This window comes from Mycolicibacterium hodleri, from assembly GCF_025822245.1.
In the GTDB taxonomy this organism is placed as follows: Bacteria; Actinomycetota; Actinomycetes; order Mycobacteriales; family Mycobacteriaceae; genus Mycobacterium; species Mycobacterium hodleri.
This window is the reverse complement of sequence record NZ_JACKTL010000053.1, coordinates 219,381-234,045: the sequence shown is the minus strand read 5'-3', so window position 1 is coordinate 234,045 and position 14,665 is coordinate 219,381. Positions and strand designations below refer to the sequence as shown.

15 protein-coding genes and 1 pseudogene are annotated in these 14,665 nt (G+C 68.6%); 6 read left to right on the top strand and 10 right to left on the bottom strand.

What is annotated here, in order from left to right; genetic code table 11:
• The first annotated feature begins 97 nt into the window (after nt 1-97).
• The gene (locus H7J06_RS23550) at nt 98-937 is read left to right on the top strand and encodes a helix-turn-helix transcriptional regulator (protein WP_264041686.1); all 840 of its coding nucleotides are present in this window, start codon (nt 98-100) and stop codon (nt 935-937) included.
• Nucleotides 938-1,099: 162 nt separating this feature from the next.
• A complete protein-coding gene (locus H7J06_RS23545; protein WP_264041685.1) occupies nt 1,100-1,678 on the top strand; it encodes an RNA polymerase sigma factor in 579 nt (192 codons plus the stop codon).
• A 25-nt stretch (nt 1,679-1,703) separates the two neighbouring features.
• On the opposite strand, the gene H7J06_RS23540 is transcribed toward H7J06_RS23545, so the two are convergent.
• Both H7J06_RS23540 and H7J06_RS23535 read right to left on the bottom strand, forming a co-directional pair.
• Nucleotides 1,704-1,907, bottom strand: coding sequence for a hypothetical protein (locus tag H7J06_RS23540; protein ID WP_264041684.1), 204 nt, complete (start codon nt 1,905-1,907; stop codon nt 1,704-1,706).
• A 71-nt stretch (nt 1,908-1,978) separates the two neighbouring features.
• Nucleotides 1,979-3,004: an Rv2578c family radical SAM protein gene (locus H7J06_RS23535; RefSeq protein WP_264041683.1), complete on the bottom strand. Its 1,026-nt coding sequence runs from the start codon at nt 3,002-3,004 to the stop codon at nt 1,979-1,981.
• A gap of 138 nt (nt 3,005-3,142) precedes the next feature.
• Here H7J06_RS23535 and H7J06_RS23530 point away from each other — a divergent pair, with 138 nt between their 5' ends.
• On the top strand, nt 3,143-3,346 hold the full coding sequence (locus tag H7J06_RS23530) for a cold-shock protein (RefSeq protein ID WP_056548397.1): 204 nt from the start codon (nt 3,143-3,145) through the stop codon (nt 3,344-3,346).
• A 165-nt stretch (nt 3,347-3,511) separates the two neighbouring features.
• Here H7J06_RS23530 and H7J06_RS23525 read toward each other — a convergent pair whose 3' ends face one another.
• The 4 genes from H7J06_RS23525 to H7J06_RS23510 are packed head-to-tail and all read right to left on the bottom strand — an operon-like array spanning nt 3,512 to nt 6,380.
• A complete protein-coding gene (locus H7J06_RS23525; protein WP_264041682.1) occupies nt 3,512-3,940 on the bottom strand; it encodes an Rv2576c family protein in 429 nt (142 codons plus the stop codon).
• Nucleotides 3,941-3,993: 53 nt separating this feature from the next.
• Nucleotides 3,994-4,425, bottom strand: a complete 432-nt coding sequence (gene dtd, locus H7J06_RS23520; RefSeq protein ID WP_264041681.1) for a D-aminoacyl-tRNA deacylase — start codon at nt 4,423-4,425, stop codon at nt 3,994-3,996.
• Between the two features lie 15 nt (nt 4,426-4,440).
• Nucleotides 4,441-5,700, bottom strand: coding sequence for a histidine--tRNA ligase (hisS, locus tag H7J06_RS23515; RefSeq protein ID WP_264041680.1), 1,260 nt, complete (start codon nt 5,698-5,700; stop codon nt 4,441-4,443).
• Between the two features lie 17 nt (nt 5,701-5,717).
• A complete protein-coding gene (locus H7J06_RS23510) occupies nt 5,718-6,380 on the bottom strand; it encodes an MBL fold metallo-hydrolase (RefSeq protein WP_264041679.1) in 663 nt (220 codons plus the stop codon).
• 102 nt (nt 6,381-6,482) lie between these two features.
• Here H7J06_RS23510 and H7J06_RS23505 point away from each other — a divergent pair, with 102 nt between their 5' ends.
• On the top strand, nt 6,483-7,379 hold the full coding sequence (locus H7J06_RS23505) for a peptidylprolyl isomerase (protein WP_264041677.1): 897 nt from the start codon (nt 6,483-6,485) through the stop codon (nt 7,377-7,379).
• A gap of 25 nt (nt 7,380-7,404) precedes the next feature.
• Nucleotides 7,405-8,421, top strand: coding sequence for a peptidylprolyl isomerase (locus tag H7J06_RS23500; RefSeq protein ID WP_264041676.1), 1,017 nt, complete (start codon nt 7,405-7,407; stop codon nt 8,419-8,421).
• On the opposite strand, the gene H7J06_RS23495 is transcribed toward H7J06_RS23500, so the two are convergent.
• Complete coding sequence (locus H7J06_RS23495; protein WP_264041675.1) at nt 8,418-8,777, bottom strand: ArsR/SmtB family transcription factor; 360 nt, start codon at nt 8,775-8,777, stop codon at nt 8,418-8,420. The two genes, H7J06_RS23500 and H7J06_RS23495, sit on opposite strands and share 4 nt — an antisense overlap.
• Nucleotides 8,778-8,842: 65 nt before the next feature.
• Here H7J06_RS23495 and H7J06_RS23490 point away from each other — a divergent pair.
• Nucleotides 8,843-10,041: pseudogene (locus H7J06_RS23490) on the top strand (MFS transporter).
• A 30-nt stretch (nt 10,042-10,071) separates the two neighbouring features.
• Here H7J06_RS23490 and H7J06_RS23485 read toward each other — a convergent pair.
• From H7J06_RS23485 to H7J06_RS23475, 3 genes are all read right to left on the bottom strand, one after another.
• Nucleotides 10,072-12,381: a RelA/SpoT family protein gene (locus H7J06_RS23485; protein ID WP_264041756.1), complete on the bottom strand. Its 2,310-nt coding sequence runs from the start codon at nt 12,379-12,381 to the stop codon at nt 10,072-10,074.
• Nucleotides 12,382-12,472: 91 nt separating this feature from the next.
• A complete protein-coding gene (locus H7J06_RS23480; RefSeq protein WP_264041674.1) occupies nt 12,473-13,012 on the bottom strand; it encodes an adenine phosphoribosyltransferase in 540 nt (179 codons plus the stop codon).
• Nucleotides 13,009-14,664, bottom strand: a complete 1,656-nt coding sequence (locus H7J06_RS23475) for an ABC transporter substrate-binding protein (protein ID WP_372515395.1) — start codon at nt 14,662-14,664, stop codon at nt 13,009-13,011. Before H7J06_RS23475 ends, H7J06_RS23480 begins: the two co-directional genes overlap by 4 nt.
• Between the last annotated feature and the right edge of the window lies 1 nt (nt 14,665).

The window sequence follows — 14,665 nt, the reverse complement described above, 5'->3', positions numbered from 1 at the left end:
ACCACCTTGCCGACGACGGGGCACGTGCGGAAGGCCGCGCGTTGCCTGGGTGCGACGCACCCAGGCTGAGCGGTCGCACCTTCCGTACCGTGAACCCATGCCGGATTCTCGCCAGGGAGCCGATCTCGGCGCCTTCCTGCGTGCGCGCCGCGCGCAGGTCACCCCCGACGACGTCGGCCTGGGTCCCCACTCGCGGCGGCGCCGCCGGGTACCGGGGTTACGACGCGAGGAAGTCGCCTTGCTCGCCGGCGTCAGCCCGGACTACTACACCCGGCTGGAGCAGGGCCGCGAACGCCACCCCTCCGCCGAGGTCGTCTCCTGCCTCGCCACGGCGTTGCAGTTGACCGACGACGCCCGCGACCACCTGTTCCGGCTCGCCGGTGCTGCGGTCACGGCGGCGACCCCTGCCTCCAACGCGGTCGACCCCGCCCTCGTCACCCTGATGGCGGCGTGGCCGCACAACCCGGCACTGATCTACGACCTCGCCTACGACGTGCTGGCGACGAACCCGATGGCCGACGCGCTCTTCGGCGGGTGGCCGCACTCGCACAATCTGCTCGAGGTGGTGTTCGGCGACCCGCGCGCTCGGTCGTTCTACGTGGACTGGGCGGACGTCGCCGCCGACGCCGTGGCCGGTTTCCGGTTCAACCACGGCAGACACCCGACCGATCCACGGGTGCGCGAGGTGTTGGCGCAGATGTCGGCCGAGTCCGCCGAGTTCGCCGATCTGTGGCGCGGCCAGGACGTGCGGGGAAAGAGTCTGCGCCAGAAGCGCTTCCAGCACGCAGACATCGGCCGGATCACGCTGACGATGCAGGCCTTCGACATTCGGTCCGCTCCGGGCCAGGAGCTCGTCGTCTATAACGCCGAACCCGGCTCGCCAAGTGCCGACGCCCTGAGTCTGCTGGGATCGTTGACCGCGAGCATCGGGGAGTAACCGGGGCACGACACTTCGGTCCGCTCCCCAATTTCGTTGCATGGGAGCCCAACCCGGGGCGCATGATGCTGTCAGACGGCTGTACGCCCAGCCCGCCGAGCTTTAGGAAATCTCCACGAAATCTTCACGTGGGGGCGTGCCCCGGTGGCCACCATGGAACCCATGACAGCCACCCGGCCCGACCGCCTCACCGGATCGTTCGACGACGACGTGGCGCCGTTGCGCGCGGAATTGCACCGATACGCCGTGGGCCTGACCCGAAACTCCCCGGACGCCGAGGATCTCGTCCAAGACACGATGCTGAGGGCATTCAAGGGCTACGACAAACTTCGCCCCGAGACGTTCGTCAAGGCGTGGTTGTTCACGATCATGAGGAACACGTGGTTCAGCAGCTGCCGCGCGGCGAAACGCCGACCCGAGACGCTCGTGGCCGACATGACCGACGTCGACCACCGTCCGACGGTCGCCGACCCGTACGCGACCTCGTCCGCCGAACAGGAAGTGCTGCGCGACCAGATCGATCCGGAACTGGTGGCGGCACTGACCGGACTGTCGGAGGAGATGCGCGCCACCGTGTTTCACGTCGTCGTCGGCGACATGCGGTGCAGAGACGCCGCCGAACTACTCGGGGTGTCGACCAACACGGTACTCACCAGAATGCACCGAAGCAGGCATGCGCTGCGCCGCGCCCTCAGCAAGGCCGACGATTCGGAGGGGTGCGACCCACGACGAGTCGCCTAGGTGGGTCGGCCCCGGCCGCAGCGGATCACGTGATCAGCGAGATCACGAAACTCACGAGGCCCGCCAGAACGAAGTACCCGCCGACCGCGACGAGCCCGAAGTCGTTGGCCAGGTATGACGCGATCACGGGTGACGTTGCGATGCCCACGATTTCGACCGCGGTGCCGATGGTGGGCGCGGCCGAGACGATTCGCGAGCGAACGCCGGGGCGGGGGTCGGCAGGAGGCATGTCACCAATGTGCCCGTCCGACAGCACTATTGCTTGAACATTACGTGGAGATTGGCGAGAGACCGCCGCGGTCAGAACAGCGTTGGCTGCAGGTCCGCCGCGGCGGGCAGCGGCGTTGGCGGCGGCGTGGACGCCAGTCGGAACGACCGGTGGTCGCCCGCCAGGCCGTGTGTGGCGAGCAGCGGTGCGGCACGCTCGCGCAACTCGTCGCGATAACTCGCCGGCAGGTACGCGCCCTTGCCGTACAACTCTTGGTAGCGCCCGACCAGCTCGGGCCGCGACCGAGCCAGCCAGCCCATGAACCAGCCGCGCGTCGACCCGCGCAGATGCAGCCCGAACACCGTCGCGCTGGCGGCACCCGCCTCGGCGACCTGCGCCAGCAATCCGTCGAGGTGCTCGACCGAATCGGTGAGCATCGGCAGTACGGGCGCAATCATCACGTGACAGTTCAGGCCTGCTTCGCTGATTGCCCGGATCAAGTCCAGCCGGGCGCGCGGTGACGGCGTGCCGGGTTCCACGTCGGCGTGCAGGTCCGGATCACCCACGGCCAAGGAAACCGCAACGCTGACGTCGACGGCCCTGGCGGCGTCGACGATCAACGGGAGGTCTCGCCGCAACAGCGTGCCCTTGGTGAGGATCGAGAACGGCGTGCCCGAATCGGCCAGCGCCCCAATGATTCCCGGCATCAACGCGTACCGGCCCTCGGCCCGCTGGTAGGGATCGGTGTTGGTGCCGAGCGCCACCGTCTCGCGCATCCACGACGTGCGCGCCAACTCCCGGCGCAGCACCTCGACCACGTTGGTCTTCACCACGACCTGCGTGTCGAAGTCGTCGCCGCTGTCGAAGTCGAGATATTCGTGGGTGGGCCTGGCGAAGCAGTACCGACAGGCATGACTGCACCCGCGATAGCCGTTGACCGTGAACCTGAACGGCAGTGCGCTGCTATTGGGCACCTTGTTCAACGCCGACTTGCACAGCACTTCGTGGAAGGTCATGCCCTCGAACTGCGGTGTTCGCACCGACCGGACGAATCCGATGCGCTGCAGACCGGGCAACGACCCGTCGTCGACGTCGACGCCCTGCCCGTCCCACCGCATCCTCCGATTCGAACATGCGTTCGACGCAAAGTCAATCTGCGAATTCCGCGTTCTTTAGTGAGATGAGAGAGCGTTTGTGCAGTAGACTTTCCAGTGGGTGTAAGACACATCCGCTCCTGATGAAAGAAGTAAAAGAGTATGGCACAGGGAACTGTGAAATGGTTCAACAGCGAAAAGGGCTTCGGCTTTATCGCCCCCGACGACGGCTCCCCGGATGTCTTCGTCCACTACTCTGAGATCCAAGGCGGCGGCTACCGTTCGCTGGAAGAGGCTCAGCGGGTTCAGTTCGATGTCGGACAAGGTGCGAAGGGCCCCCAGGCCACCGGAGTTACCGCGATCTAAGAACTTCCTTCTATGGGCTGGCAAGGTGCAAACCTTGCCAGCCCATAGTTCGTTCTGGGCCACGTTCCGTGGGGCCGTCCGATGCCCGGAGAAGGGCCGCCCCCGCCGGCCGGGAACGTGAAAGCCCTACTCCGTCAACGGAATCAAGTAAAAGCTACGCGCCGGTCACCACTGACCGAGCTGGCACTGCAAGTTGTACGGTGCATCCTGCTGCACGGACACCTGACCGTCCACGGCGATGTCGCAGTGTGGGTTCGGGGCGGCGCGACCGCCATGGGTGGTGCTGCTGACCGTCAGGATGGCCCACTGCGGATCGGCCAGTGTCGTCTCGAACACCCACGGCACCCCCGCGGCGAGGGTGACCTCTTCCTTCTTCAGGTAGGCGTAGGAGTCGGCGTTGTACGCCGCCTTGTCCGCCGGCTGATTCACCAGGTAGAAGAGGTCGAAGTCCGCGTCACCCGCCGACACCAGCGTGTATCGAACCTGGTGACCTGCGGGTTCGGCGTTCGACGTGGCCGGCGAGGCCAGTCCTGCGGCGGCCACCAAAGCCGCCACTCCCAGGGCTGCCCCGATCTTGCTTGTCGCTGTTCGCATGATCCTCACATCGCCGAACGGTACCGGAGCGTTACACGCCGCGGGGTCCGACCTCAGAGCTCCAGCAGCACGGTCACGGGACCGTCGTTGACGAGTTCGACGGCCATGTCGGCCCCGAACACGCCGGTGTCGACATGGGCTCCCAGGCCGCGCAACGCCTCGCCGAAGGCCGCCACCAGCGGTTCGGCGACGGCTCGGGGTGCGGCCGCGTTCCACGACGGCCGCCGACCCTTGACGGTGTTGGCGTAGAGCGTGAACTGACTCACCACCAGGATGGGCGCCCCGACGTCGGCGGCCGAGCGTTCGTCGTCGAGGATGCGCAGCCGCCACAACTTCTCGGCCATCCGGGTGGCCACGTCCGCGTCGTCGTCGTGAGTGACACCCACCAACGCCAGCAACCCTTGCCCGTCGGGCCGAATCTCACCGACCACGGCACCGTCCACCACCACCCGGGCCGACGTCACCCGCTGCACCAGAACTCGCATGCTCGATCCCCGGTGTCAGGTCAGCCGGGAGAGCACCTCGGCCACGACGGCGTCGACGCCGACGTCGACCTGCTCCCCCGTGCCAAGTTCCTTGACGCCCACGGTGCCTGCGTCGACGTCGCGGTCACCCGCCACCAGCGCGACCCGCGCACCGGACCTGTCGGCCGCCCGCATCGCGCCCTTGAGCCCACGGTCCCCGTAGGCGAGGTCGACGCGGATGCCTGCCGCGCGCAGTTGGCCCGCCAGCTTGGCAAGCACCAGCTTCGCGGCGTCGCCGAGCGGCACGCAGAACACCTCGACGCGCGCGGTCTCCCCCACCGTCTTGCCCTCGGCCGCCAGAGCCAACACCGTGCGGTCGACGCCAAGCCCGAAGCCGATACCCGAGAGATCTTGCCCACCAAGCTGTTTCATCAAACCGTCGTAGCGGCCACCGCCGCCGATGCCCGACTGCGCGCCGAGCCCGTCGTGAACGAACTCGAAGGTCGTCTTGGTGTAGTAGTCCAACCCGCGCACCATTCGCGGGTTGATCACATACGGCACGCCCAGCGCGTCCAGGTGGCTCAGCACCGAGTCGAAGTGCTGCTTGGCGACGTCGGAGAGGTGGTCGAGCATCAGCGGCGCCGCGGCGGTCATCTCGCGCACGTGCGCACGCTTGTCGTCGAGTACCCGCAGCGGGTTGATCTCGGCGCGGCGGCGCGTGTCCTCGTCGAGGTCGAGACCGAAGAGGAACTCCTGCAACAACTCCCGGTACTGCGGCCGGCACGTCTCGTCGCCGAGTGAGGTGAGCTCCAGCCGAAACCCGTCGAGGCCCAACGAGCGGAACCCCTCGTCGGCGACGGCGATCACCTCGGCGTCCAGAGCGGGATCGTCGACCCCGATGGCCTCGACGCCGACCTGTTGCAGTTGCCGGTACCGACCTGCCTGCGGCCGCTCGTACCGGAAGAAGGGTCCCGAGTAGCGCAGCTTGACGGGAAGTTGGCCGCGGTCCAGGTTGTGCTCGATGACGGCGCGCATGACGCCTGCGGTGCCCTCCGGCCGCAACGTCACCGACCGTTCACCGCGATCGGCGAAGGTGTACATCTCCTTGCTGACCACGTCGGTCGACTCACCGACCCCGCGTGCGAACAGCGCGGTGTCCTCGAAGATCGGCAACTCGACGTGGCCGTAACCCGCCCGACGGGCCGCGTCGAGCAAGCCGTCGCGGACCGCCACGAACTGCGCCGACTCCGGCGGGAGGTAATCCGGTACGCCCTTGGGCGCCTGAAAGTCACTCACGTGCGGCACGTTTCACTTCAGATTCCTTCGAGGAACGGGTTGGTGCGACGCTCGTCGCCGATCGTGGACTTGGGACCGTGCCCCGGTAGTACCACGGTGTCGTCGTCGAGCACCAACAGTTTTGACACGATCGACGTCAGCAGGTCGCGCCCACTACCGCCGTAGAGATCGGTGCGACCGATCGACTTCTTGAACAGGGTGTCGCCGGTGAAGGCCAGCTCAGCGGTGGTTCCCGGGCAGACCCGAAACACGACCGACCCCCTGGTGTGCCCCGGCGTGTGGTCGACGGTGACGGTGACGCCACCCAGCTCGATCTTGTCTCCGTCACGGTCCAACTCGACCACCTGGCGGGGTTCACGAAACATCGTCGACAACGCCCGCTGCGCGAGCCTGGGCCCCAATCCCTTGATGGGGTCGGTGAGCATCTCGCGGTCTTCGGGGTGGATGAACACCGGGCACCCGTAGGTGTCGCCGACCTTCTGCGCCGACCACATGTGGTCGACGTGGCCGTGGGTCAGCAGGACGGCGGCCGGAGTCAGCCGGTTCTCGTCGAGGATCTTGCGCAGTGGCGCCATGGCCCGCTGGCCGGGGTCGACGACGATCGCATCGGATCCCTGCTTGGGGGCCAGCACGTAGCAGTTGCACTGCAACATCCCGGCGGGAAACCCTGTGAGGAACACGGGGACCAGTTTCCCATCCACCCCACCCGTGGGTCGCGGCGCCTCTTCTCAGGCATTGCTGGCACACTCGTTGCCGATCACGAATACGAGGAGGACTCCGCGGTGCCGACCAACGAACAGCGGCGGGAAACGGCCAAGCGCAAATTGGAGCGCCAGCTCGAACGCCGAGCCGCCCAGGAGCGCAGGCGGCGCCTCGTCACCATCGTCGGCTCGGTGGTGGGCGTGTTGCTCGTCATCGGCGCCGTCGTCGCGACCGTGGTCCTGACCAGCAAGGACTCCGACACCCAGGCCTCGGCCGACACGACGACGCCGTCGACCGGCGCGCCGTCGACGTCGCCGCCGGCCGGTGGCGGTCTTCCCCCGTTCGTCGCCCCGGCCAACCTCGGTGCCGACTGCCAGTACCCGGCGACGCCGGGCGAGCCCGCCAGCAAGAAGAACAACCCCCCACGGTCGGGCAAGGTGCCGACGGAACCGGCGCAGATCAGCGCGTCCATGACCACCTCGGAGGGCAACCTCGGGCTCCAGCTCGACAACGCCAAGGCGCCGTGCACGGTGAACAGCTTCGCCAGCCTCGCGCAGCAGGGCTACTTCAACGACACCCCCTGCCACCGCCTGACGACGTCACCGGGCCTGTCGGTCCTGCAGTGTGGGGACCCGACCGGCAAGGGCACCGGCGGGCCCGGCTACGGCTTCGTCAACGAGTACCCGAGCGACCAGTACCGGCCCGACGACCCGGCCCTGCAGTCGCCGGTGGTCTACCCGCGTGGCACGTTGGCGATGGCCAACACCGGTGCGCCGGGGTCCAACGGCAGCCAGTTCTTCCTGGTCTACAAGGACTCGCAGCTGCCCCCGAACTACACCGCGTTCGGCACGATCGACGCGACCGGCTTGGCCACGCTGGACAAGATCGCCGCGGCCGGCGTCGTCCCCGGCGACCGGGGAGCCGACGACGGTGCGCCGAAGACGCCCGTCCAGATCAAGTCACTCCAGCTGGACTGACGCCGGACCGAACCGGGCGACGACCGTGACCTTCCCGCCTCCCCCGCCGTACGGGGGGTATCCGCCGCTGCCGCCCGGCCCGCCCCCTCCGGGCTATCCGCCCGCGCCGCCGCCGCCCACCACCAACGGGTTTGCGATCGCGTCGTTGATCTGCGCGTTCCTGTTCTTTCCGCTGGGCATCGTGTTCGGCCACGTGTCGTTGTCCCAGATCAAGAAGACCCGTGAGGGCGGTCACGGACTGGCCGTCGCGGGACTCGTCGTCAGCTACGTGGTGGCGGCGCTGACGGTGGTGGCCGTGGTCGCCACGATCGCGCTCGCCGGCGTGCTGGTCCGCGTGGCCGAGGACCTGAACGCACAGCGCTCGCGGTCGGGCGCACCTGGCGGGCCGGGCGCCACGGCCACGGGACAGCCGCTGCCGCCCTTCAAACCGTCGGCGACCCTCGGGGCCAACTGCCAGTACCCCGCCACCACCGCACCCGCAGGCAAGCCGGTGCAGCCGCCGCGGACGGGCCGCATCCCCACCACGCCCGAAGACGTGGCGGCGACCATCACCACCACCGGCGGTGCGATCGGCCTGGAGTTGGACAACGGGAAGGCGCCCTGCACCGTCAACAACTTCGTCAGCCTGGCCCAGCAAGGGTTCTACGACAACACGCCGTGTCACCGGCTGACGACCTCGAGCAGTCTCGGACTGCTGCAGTGTGGCGATCCGACGGGCACCGGTGACGGCGGACCGGGTTACCGCTTCCCCAACGAGTACCCGACCAACCAGTACCGGTTGGCCGACCCGGCGCTGCAGTCGTCGGTGGTCTACCCGCGGGGCACGCTGGCCATGGCCAACTCCGGGCAGGGCACCAACGGGAGCCAGTTCTTCATCGTCTACCGGGACTCCGAGTTGCCGCCGACCTACACGGTGTTCGGCACGGTCGACGAGACCGGCCTGGCCGTCGTCGACCGCGTCGCCGCGGGCGGGGTCAAGGACGGCAGCGACGACGGCGCACCCGCGGTCGGCGTGACCATCGGATCGATCAGGCTGGACTAGGCGTCGCGCAAATCGGCTTCGCCGTTTGCCTTCGCGACGACCGCGTCCAGCAGGCCGGGGACCGCCGCGCCGACCTCGTCGATGCGCAGCCGCTGAAGCGTGTGCCCGTCGACGACGAGCCGCTCGATGAGGCCGACTTCGCGCAGCGTCGTGAAATGGTGTGTGGCCGTTGACTTGTTGATGCCGTCGTACAGGCGGGCGCAGGGCATCGGCGCCCGCGCGTTCATCAGCCGTCGCACCATCTCCAGCCGCACCGGGTCGGCGAGGGCGACCAGAAGCTGCTGCACGCCGGCGACGGGACGGGTCGGAAACGGCGTCGCCACCGTGTTCTGGCTCACGACCGGTTCGACGCTCATCCAACCGAGCGTACCCTTGACCCGGTTCGACCTTCGTCGAACCGACGCCGACTCGAGGAGGAATCGTGGCAGTGGTCGCAGCCGCACCGCGCACCGACGAGACCCAGCGCGGCGCGTACACCCTGCTGCTCGTCCTCAGCGGCGTTGCCCTGGGGGTGTCCGGTCTGCCCGCACCCCTGTACGGGATGTACGAGGAGAAGTGGCACCTCTCGCCGCTGTCCACCACCCTGGTCTTCGCGGTGTACGCCATCGCCGCACTCGGCGCGGTCCTGGTCGCCGGCAAGGTCTCCGACGTCGTCGGACGCAAACCCGTGCTGCTGGGCGCCCTGGTCGCGATGATCGCCGGACTCGGCGTCTTCCTGATCGCCGACGGCATGGCCATGCTGATGCTCGCCCGCGTGATCCACGGCGCGGCCGTCGGCTCGATCGTGGTGGCCGGAGCGGCGGCCCTGCTGGATCTGCGCCCCCACCACGGGGTCCGCTCTGGGCAGCTCAGCGGGGTGGCCTTCAACATCGGCATGACGGTCGCGATCGTCGGCTCGGCCGTGCTGGCGCAATACGCACCGCACCCCATGCGCACCCCGTATGCGATCGTCGCGGTGATCTGCGCCGTCCTCGGCATCGGGGTCCTCGCACTGCGGGAGCCTCACCTGACGCGCACGCGTGGGCCCATCCGGATCGCCAAACCGGCCGTGCCCGCCGAGATCCGCGGCGACTTCTGGTTCGCCGCACTCGGCGCCACCGCGTCGTGGTCGGTGCTCGGGGTGCTGCTGTCGCTCTATCCGTCGCTGGCGGCCCAGCAGACGCACGTCCACAACCTGGCGTTCGGCGGCGCGGTGGTCGGCACGACGGCGTTCGCCGCCGCCGTCGTCCAACTCTTCTCCACTCGGATACCGGCGCGCCGTCGGCCATCATCGGCGACGTCGGCATGGCGATCGCGCTGGTCCTCACCATCCCGGTCCTGGCCACCCACAGCTGGCCCCTGGTGCTCGCCGCGGCCGCGGTCCTCGGCGCGACGTTCGGCCTCGGCTTCGGCGGCTCACTGCGGCACCTGTCGCACGTGGTGCCCGCCGACCGCCGCGGCGAGACCATGTCGGCGTTCTACCTGATGGCCTACAGCGCCATGGCCGTGCCGACCATCGCGGCGGGCTGGGCCGCGACCCACTGGTCGCTGGGTGAGGTGTTCCCGTGGTTCGCCTCGGCGGTCGCCGTCGCCTGTCTGCTCGCGGCCGGCATCGGCGCTGTCACCACGCGCGGCCGCTGACCCAACCCCCGCCGGCCACCCCGGAAGCGGTCAGGCGGCGGAGGTCACCCGGTAGACGTCGTAGACGCCCTCCACGTTGCGGACCACGTTCAGCACGTGCCCGAGGTGCTTGGGATCGCCCATCTCGAAGGTGAACCTGCTGATGGCCACGCGGTCGTTGGACGTCGCCACCGACGCGGACAGGATGTTGACCTTCTCGTCGGCCAGCACCCGCGTCACGTCGGACAGCAGCCGGTGCCGGTCGAGCGCCTCCACCTGAATGGCGACCAGGAACACCGACGACGGCGACGGCGCCCACTTGACGTCGATGATGCGCTCGGACTGCTCCTCCAGGGACGTCGCATTGGTGCAGTCGGTGCGGTGGACGCTGACGCCGCCGCCGCGTGTGACGAAGCCGAGGATGTTGTCACCGGGTACCGGCGTGCAGCACTTCGCCAGCTTGGTCAGCACGCCCGGCGCACCGGGAACGGCGACACCGACGTCCTCGCTGGTGCGCTGTCGCACCGGCATGGTCGCCGGCGTCGACCGCTCGGCGATCTCGTTCTCGGCCTCTTCGTCCCCACCGAGCTGAGCGACCAACCGCTGCACGACGTGACGCGCCGAGACGTGCCCCTCGCCAACGGCGGTGTAGAGCGACGACACGTCGACGTAGCGCAGCTCCCTGGCCAACGCCGCCATCGACTCGGCATTCATCAAGCGCTGCAACGGAAGTCCGCCGCGGCGGACCTCACGGGCGATGGAGTCCTTGCCCGACTCGAGGGCTTCCTCCCGTCGCTCCTTGGCGAACCACTGCCGGATCTTGGCCTTGGCCCGCGGCGACACCACGAACGTCTGCCAGTCCCGCGACGGGCCCGCGTTGAGCGCCTTGGAGGTGAAGACCTCGACCACTTCGCCGTTTTCGAGCTTGCGCTCCAACGCCACCAGTCGGCCGTTGACCCGCGCCCCGATGCAGCGGTGCCCGACCTCGGTGTGCACCGCGTAGGCGAAGTCCACCGGCGTCGACCCGGTGGGCAGCGTCACGACGTCACCCTTGGGGGTGAAGACGAAGATCTCTTGGACCGCAAGGTCGTAGCGCAGGGACTCGAGGAACTCGCCCGGGTCGGCAGCTTCCCGCTGCCAGTCGAGGAGTTGACGCATCCAGGCCATGTCGTCGATCTCGGCGGCGGCGTTGTTGGCCGGAACGCCGTTGCGGCCCTTGGCTTCCTTGTACCGCCAGTGCGCGGCGATGCCGTACTCCGCGGTGCGGTGCATGTCGCGGGTGCGGATCTGCACCTCCAGCGGCTTGCCCTCGGGCCCGACGACGGTGGTGTGCAATGACTGGTAGACGCCGTAGCGCGGCTGGGCGATGTAGTCCTTGAACCGACCCGCCATCGGCTGCCACAGCGAGTGGACGGCGCCGACGGCGGCGTAGCAGTCCCGGATCTCGTCGCACAGGATCCGCACGCCCACCAGGTCGTGGATCTCGTCGAAGTCGCGGCCCTTGACGATCATCTTCTGATAGATCGACCAGTAGTGCTTGGGCCGGCCCTCGACGGTGGCGTTGATCTTCGACGCGTTGACGGTGTTGGCGATCTCGGCCCGCACCTTGGCCAGATAGGTGTCCCGCGACGGCGCCCGGTCGGCCACCAGTCGCACGATCTCCTCGTACTTCTTCGGGTGCAGGATCGCAAACGAGAGATCCTCGAGCTCCCACTTGACCGTGGCCATGCCGAGCCGATGGGCAAGGGGGGCAATGACTTCCAACGTCTCGCGTGCCTTGCGGGCCTGCTTCTCCGGCGGCAGGAACCGCATGGTGCGCATGTTGTGCAAACGGTCGGCGACCTTGATGACGAGGACCCTCGGGTCGCGGGCCATCGCGATGATCATCTTGCGGATGGTCTCACCCTCGGCGGCGTTGCCCAGCACCACCTTGTCGAGCTTGGTGACGCCGTCCACCAGATGGCCGACCTCCACCCCGAAGTCGGCGGTCAGCGCCTCCAGGGTGTAACCCGTGTCCTCCACGGTGTCGTGCAGCAGGGCGGCGACGAGCGTCGTCGTGTCCATGCCGAGTTCGGCGAGGATGTTGGCGACCGCCAAGGGGTGGGTGATGTAGGGGTCCCCGGAGCGGCGCAACTGATCGGCGTGCCGCTTCTCGGCCACCTCGTAGGCGCGCTGCAGCAGAGCCAGATCGGCCTTCGGGTAGACCTCCCGGTGAACGGCGACCAGCGGCTCCAGGACGGGGTTCACCGCGCTGCGCTGAGAGGTCATCCGACGGGCCAGCCGGGCCCGCACGCGCCGCGATGCACTCGAGGAGGTCTTGGCGTTCTCCGGCGCGACCGCGTCGGGGGTGATGACGGGCATCGGCTGCGTTTGAGTCAGGGCATGGTCGTCGGCCACCGTGCTCACCTCCTGCCCCGTACCGCTATTCATCGAGGATATGCGCTCGTGCTCATCACACCACGTACAGGCTCGCGACTGCCAGATCCGGCAGCACCGCGCGCCCGTTCAAAGCCGACAGCTCCAGCACCACCGCGGCGTCGCTGACCGTCGCGCCACCAGTCCTCAACAACGTGGTGGCAGCCGCCAAGGTGCCCCCTGTGGCGAGCACGTCGTCCACCAACAGAACGCGCAGGCCGGCCAAGTCCATTCCGTCGGCCGGAATCTCCAGGGTTGCGCTGCCGTATTCCAGGTCATAGGTCTCACTGTGCACGGGCGGCGGCAGCTTGCCGCCCTTGCGAATCGCCAGGACGCCGGTGCCGAGGCGGATCGCGACGGCGGCTCCCAACAGGAAGCCGCGGGCGTCGATGCCCGCCACCAGGTCCACCTCGCCGGCGACGGCGGCCAGCGCGTCGGTCACCGTCGCGAGCCCGCGCGCATCGGCGAGCACCGGAGTGAGGTCCTTGAACTGAATACCGGGCTCCGGGAAATCGGGAACCTGGCGCATCAACGACTGGATCACCGCGGCGACGTCGCCTCCGGAGGAGTCGCTCATCGGGTCAGCGCCCAACGGTCCATGTTCCACCCCGCACCCCATCGCGTCGGACTGCTGTTCACCGCCGTCATCTTCGACGACGTCAGCAGAGTTCGCTGCTGACGGTACAGCGGCAGGGTGGGCATGTCGTCCCACAGTACGGGCGCACCCTCGCCCAGCAGGCGGGCGTATTCCTTCGGGTCGGACGTCACCGCCAATGCCCCGATGACACCGTCGACCTGTTCGTTCGCGTAGCCGGACAGGTTGTTGCCGTTACCGCTGAACAGGTCGTAGGCGTCCATCGCCGACGAACCGGACGAGCCGCTGCCCGCCGCGCCGCCCGTGCTCGCCAGCAGCACGTCGATCTGGTTCTGCCGCAACGACTCCGGGCCGATCGCATCCGATGCCGCGTCCGTGACGGAGATGCCCGCCGGCTCACAGGCCTTGGCGATTGCGCCCACGGTGGCCGCCAGGCGGGCGTTCGGGCTCTGGTAGCCGATGCGCACCGTCAGCGGGTTCCCTCCGAGCGCGTCGCGCGCCGCCGCGGGATTCGACGTGCTGAACCGACCGCCCTCCGCCGCGTTCTCCGCAGCCGTCATCGAGTCCTCCGCGGTCGGATTCAGCCGACTGTTGGAGATCGGCGCCTGCGCGTTCTCGGCGATCGCGTCGCGCGGCGTACACAGCGCGAGCGCGCGTCGTGCGTCGGGGTTCGACAACGGGCCGCTCGGCGCGAAGATCAGCTGTTCGATGCCCGCCGACGGGCTGTCGGTCCGCACGTAGTCGGCAGGCAGGGTCAGCACCCCCGACGATCCCGCCGCCACGTCGACGACGTCGTACGCCCCCGAGTTCACCCGCTCCTGGACGTCCGCGCCGCGCGGCCACACGGTGATCGTTCCCGTGACGGGCTTCGCGCCCCACCACTTGTCGTTGGCCACGAGCACGACCGTCCCGTCGGCGCCGACCGAGCTCAGCTTGTATGGCCCCGACGACGGGAAGCGCTTCAGGTCCACATCGGGGCCCAGGTTCCAGACGGTGTTCCACAACTGGGCGATGCGTTCGATCCTGGGCAGGTCACCAGCCTGGAGCGCGGCGGTGACCGCACCGTCGCCCGCGCCGAGTTCGTCGGCGATGACGTGAGACGGCATCATCGCGGTCGCGGCGAACAACTGGCCGAAGTCGACGAACCCGCGATCCTGGGCGAACGACACCCTGGCCTTCTTCTGCCCGGGGGCGCAGTCGACGTCGGCGATGTCGCCGTAGCCGGCCCGGCTGGCGGCGTCGAAGCCGGGGAACCGGCCGGACTGCGCTGCCCACGCCAACACCATGTCGTCACACGTGACGGGCTTGCCGTCGGAGTACACGGCCTCGTCGCTGATCACGTAGTCCAACACCAACGGCGCCCGCCCCACCACCGAGATGGTGCCGAAGTCACGGTCGCCGACGACCTGCCCCTCCGGCCCGTGGTAGTTGAACCCGGTGAGGACGCGCGCGAAGGCCTGCGGACCCGCCGAGGCCGCGCCCACCACCGTGTTCGTGTTGTAGGTGATCAGCGTGCCGTCGACGGCGTAGTCGATCTCGTCGGCCGGGCCGCTCGCACACGAGGACAGGCCGAGGCAGCCGACCAACCCGATCACGGCCGCCAGGATCGAGACCCGCCGGGGTCTGACCATCATC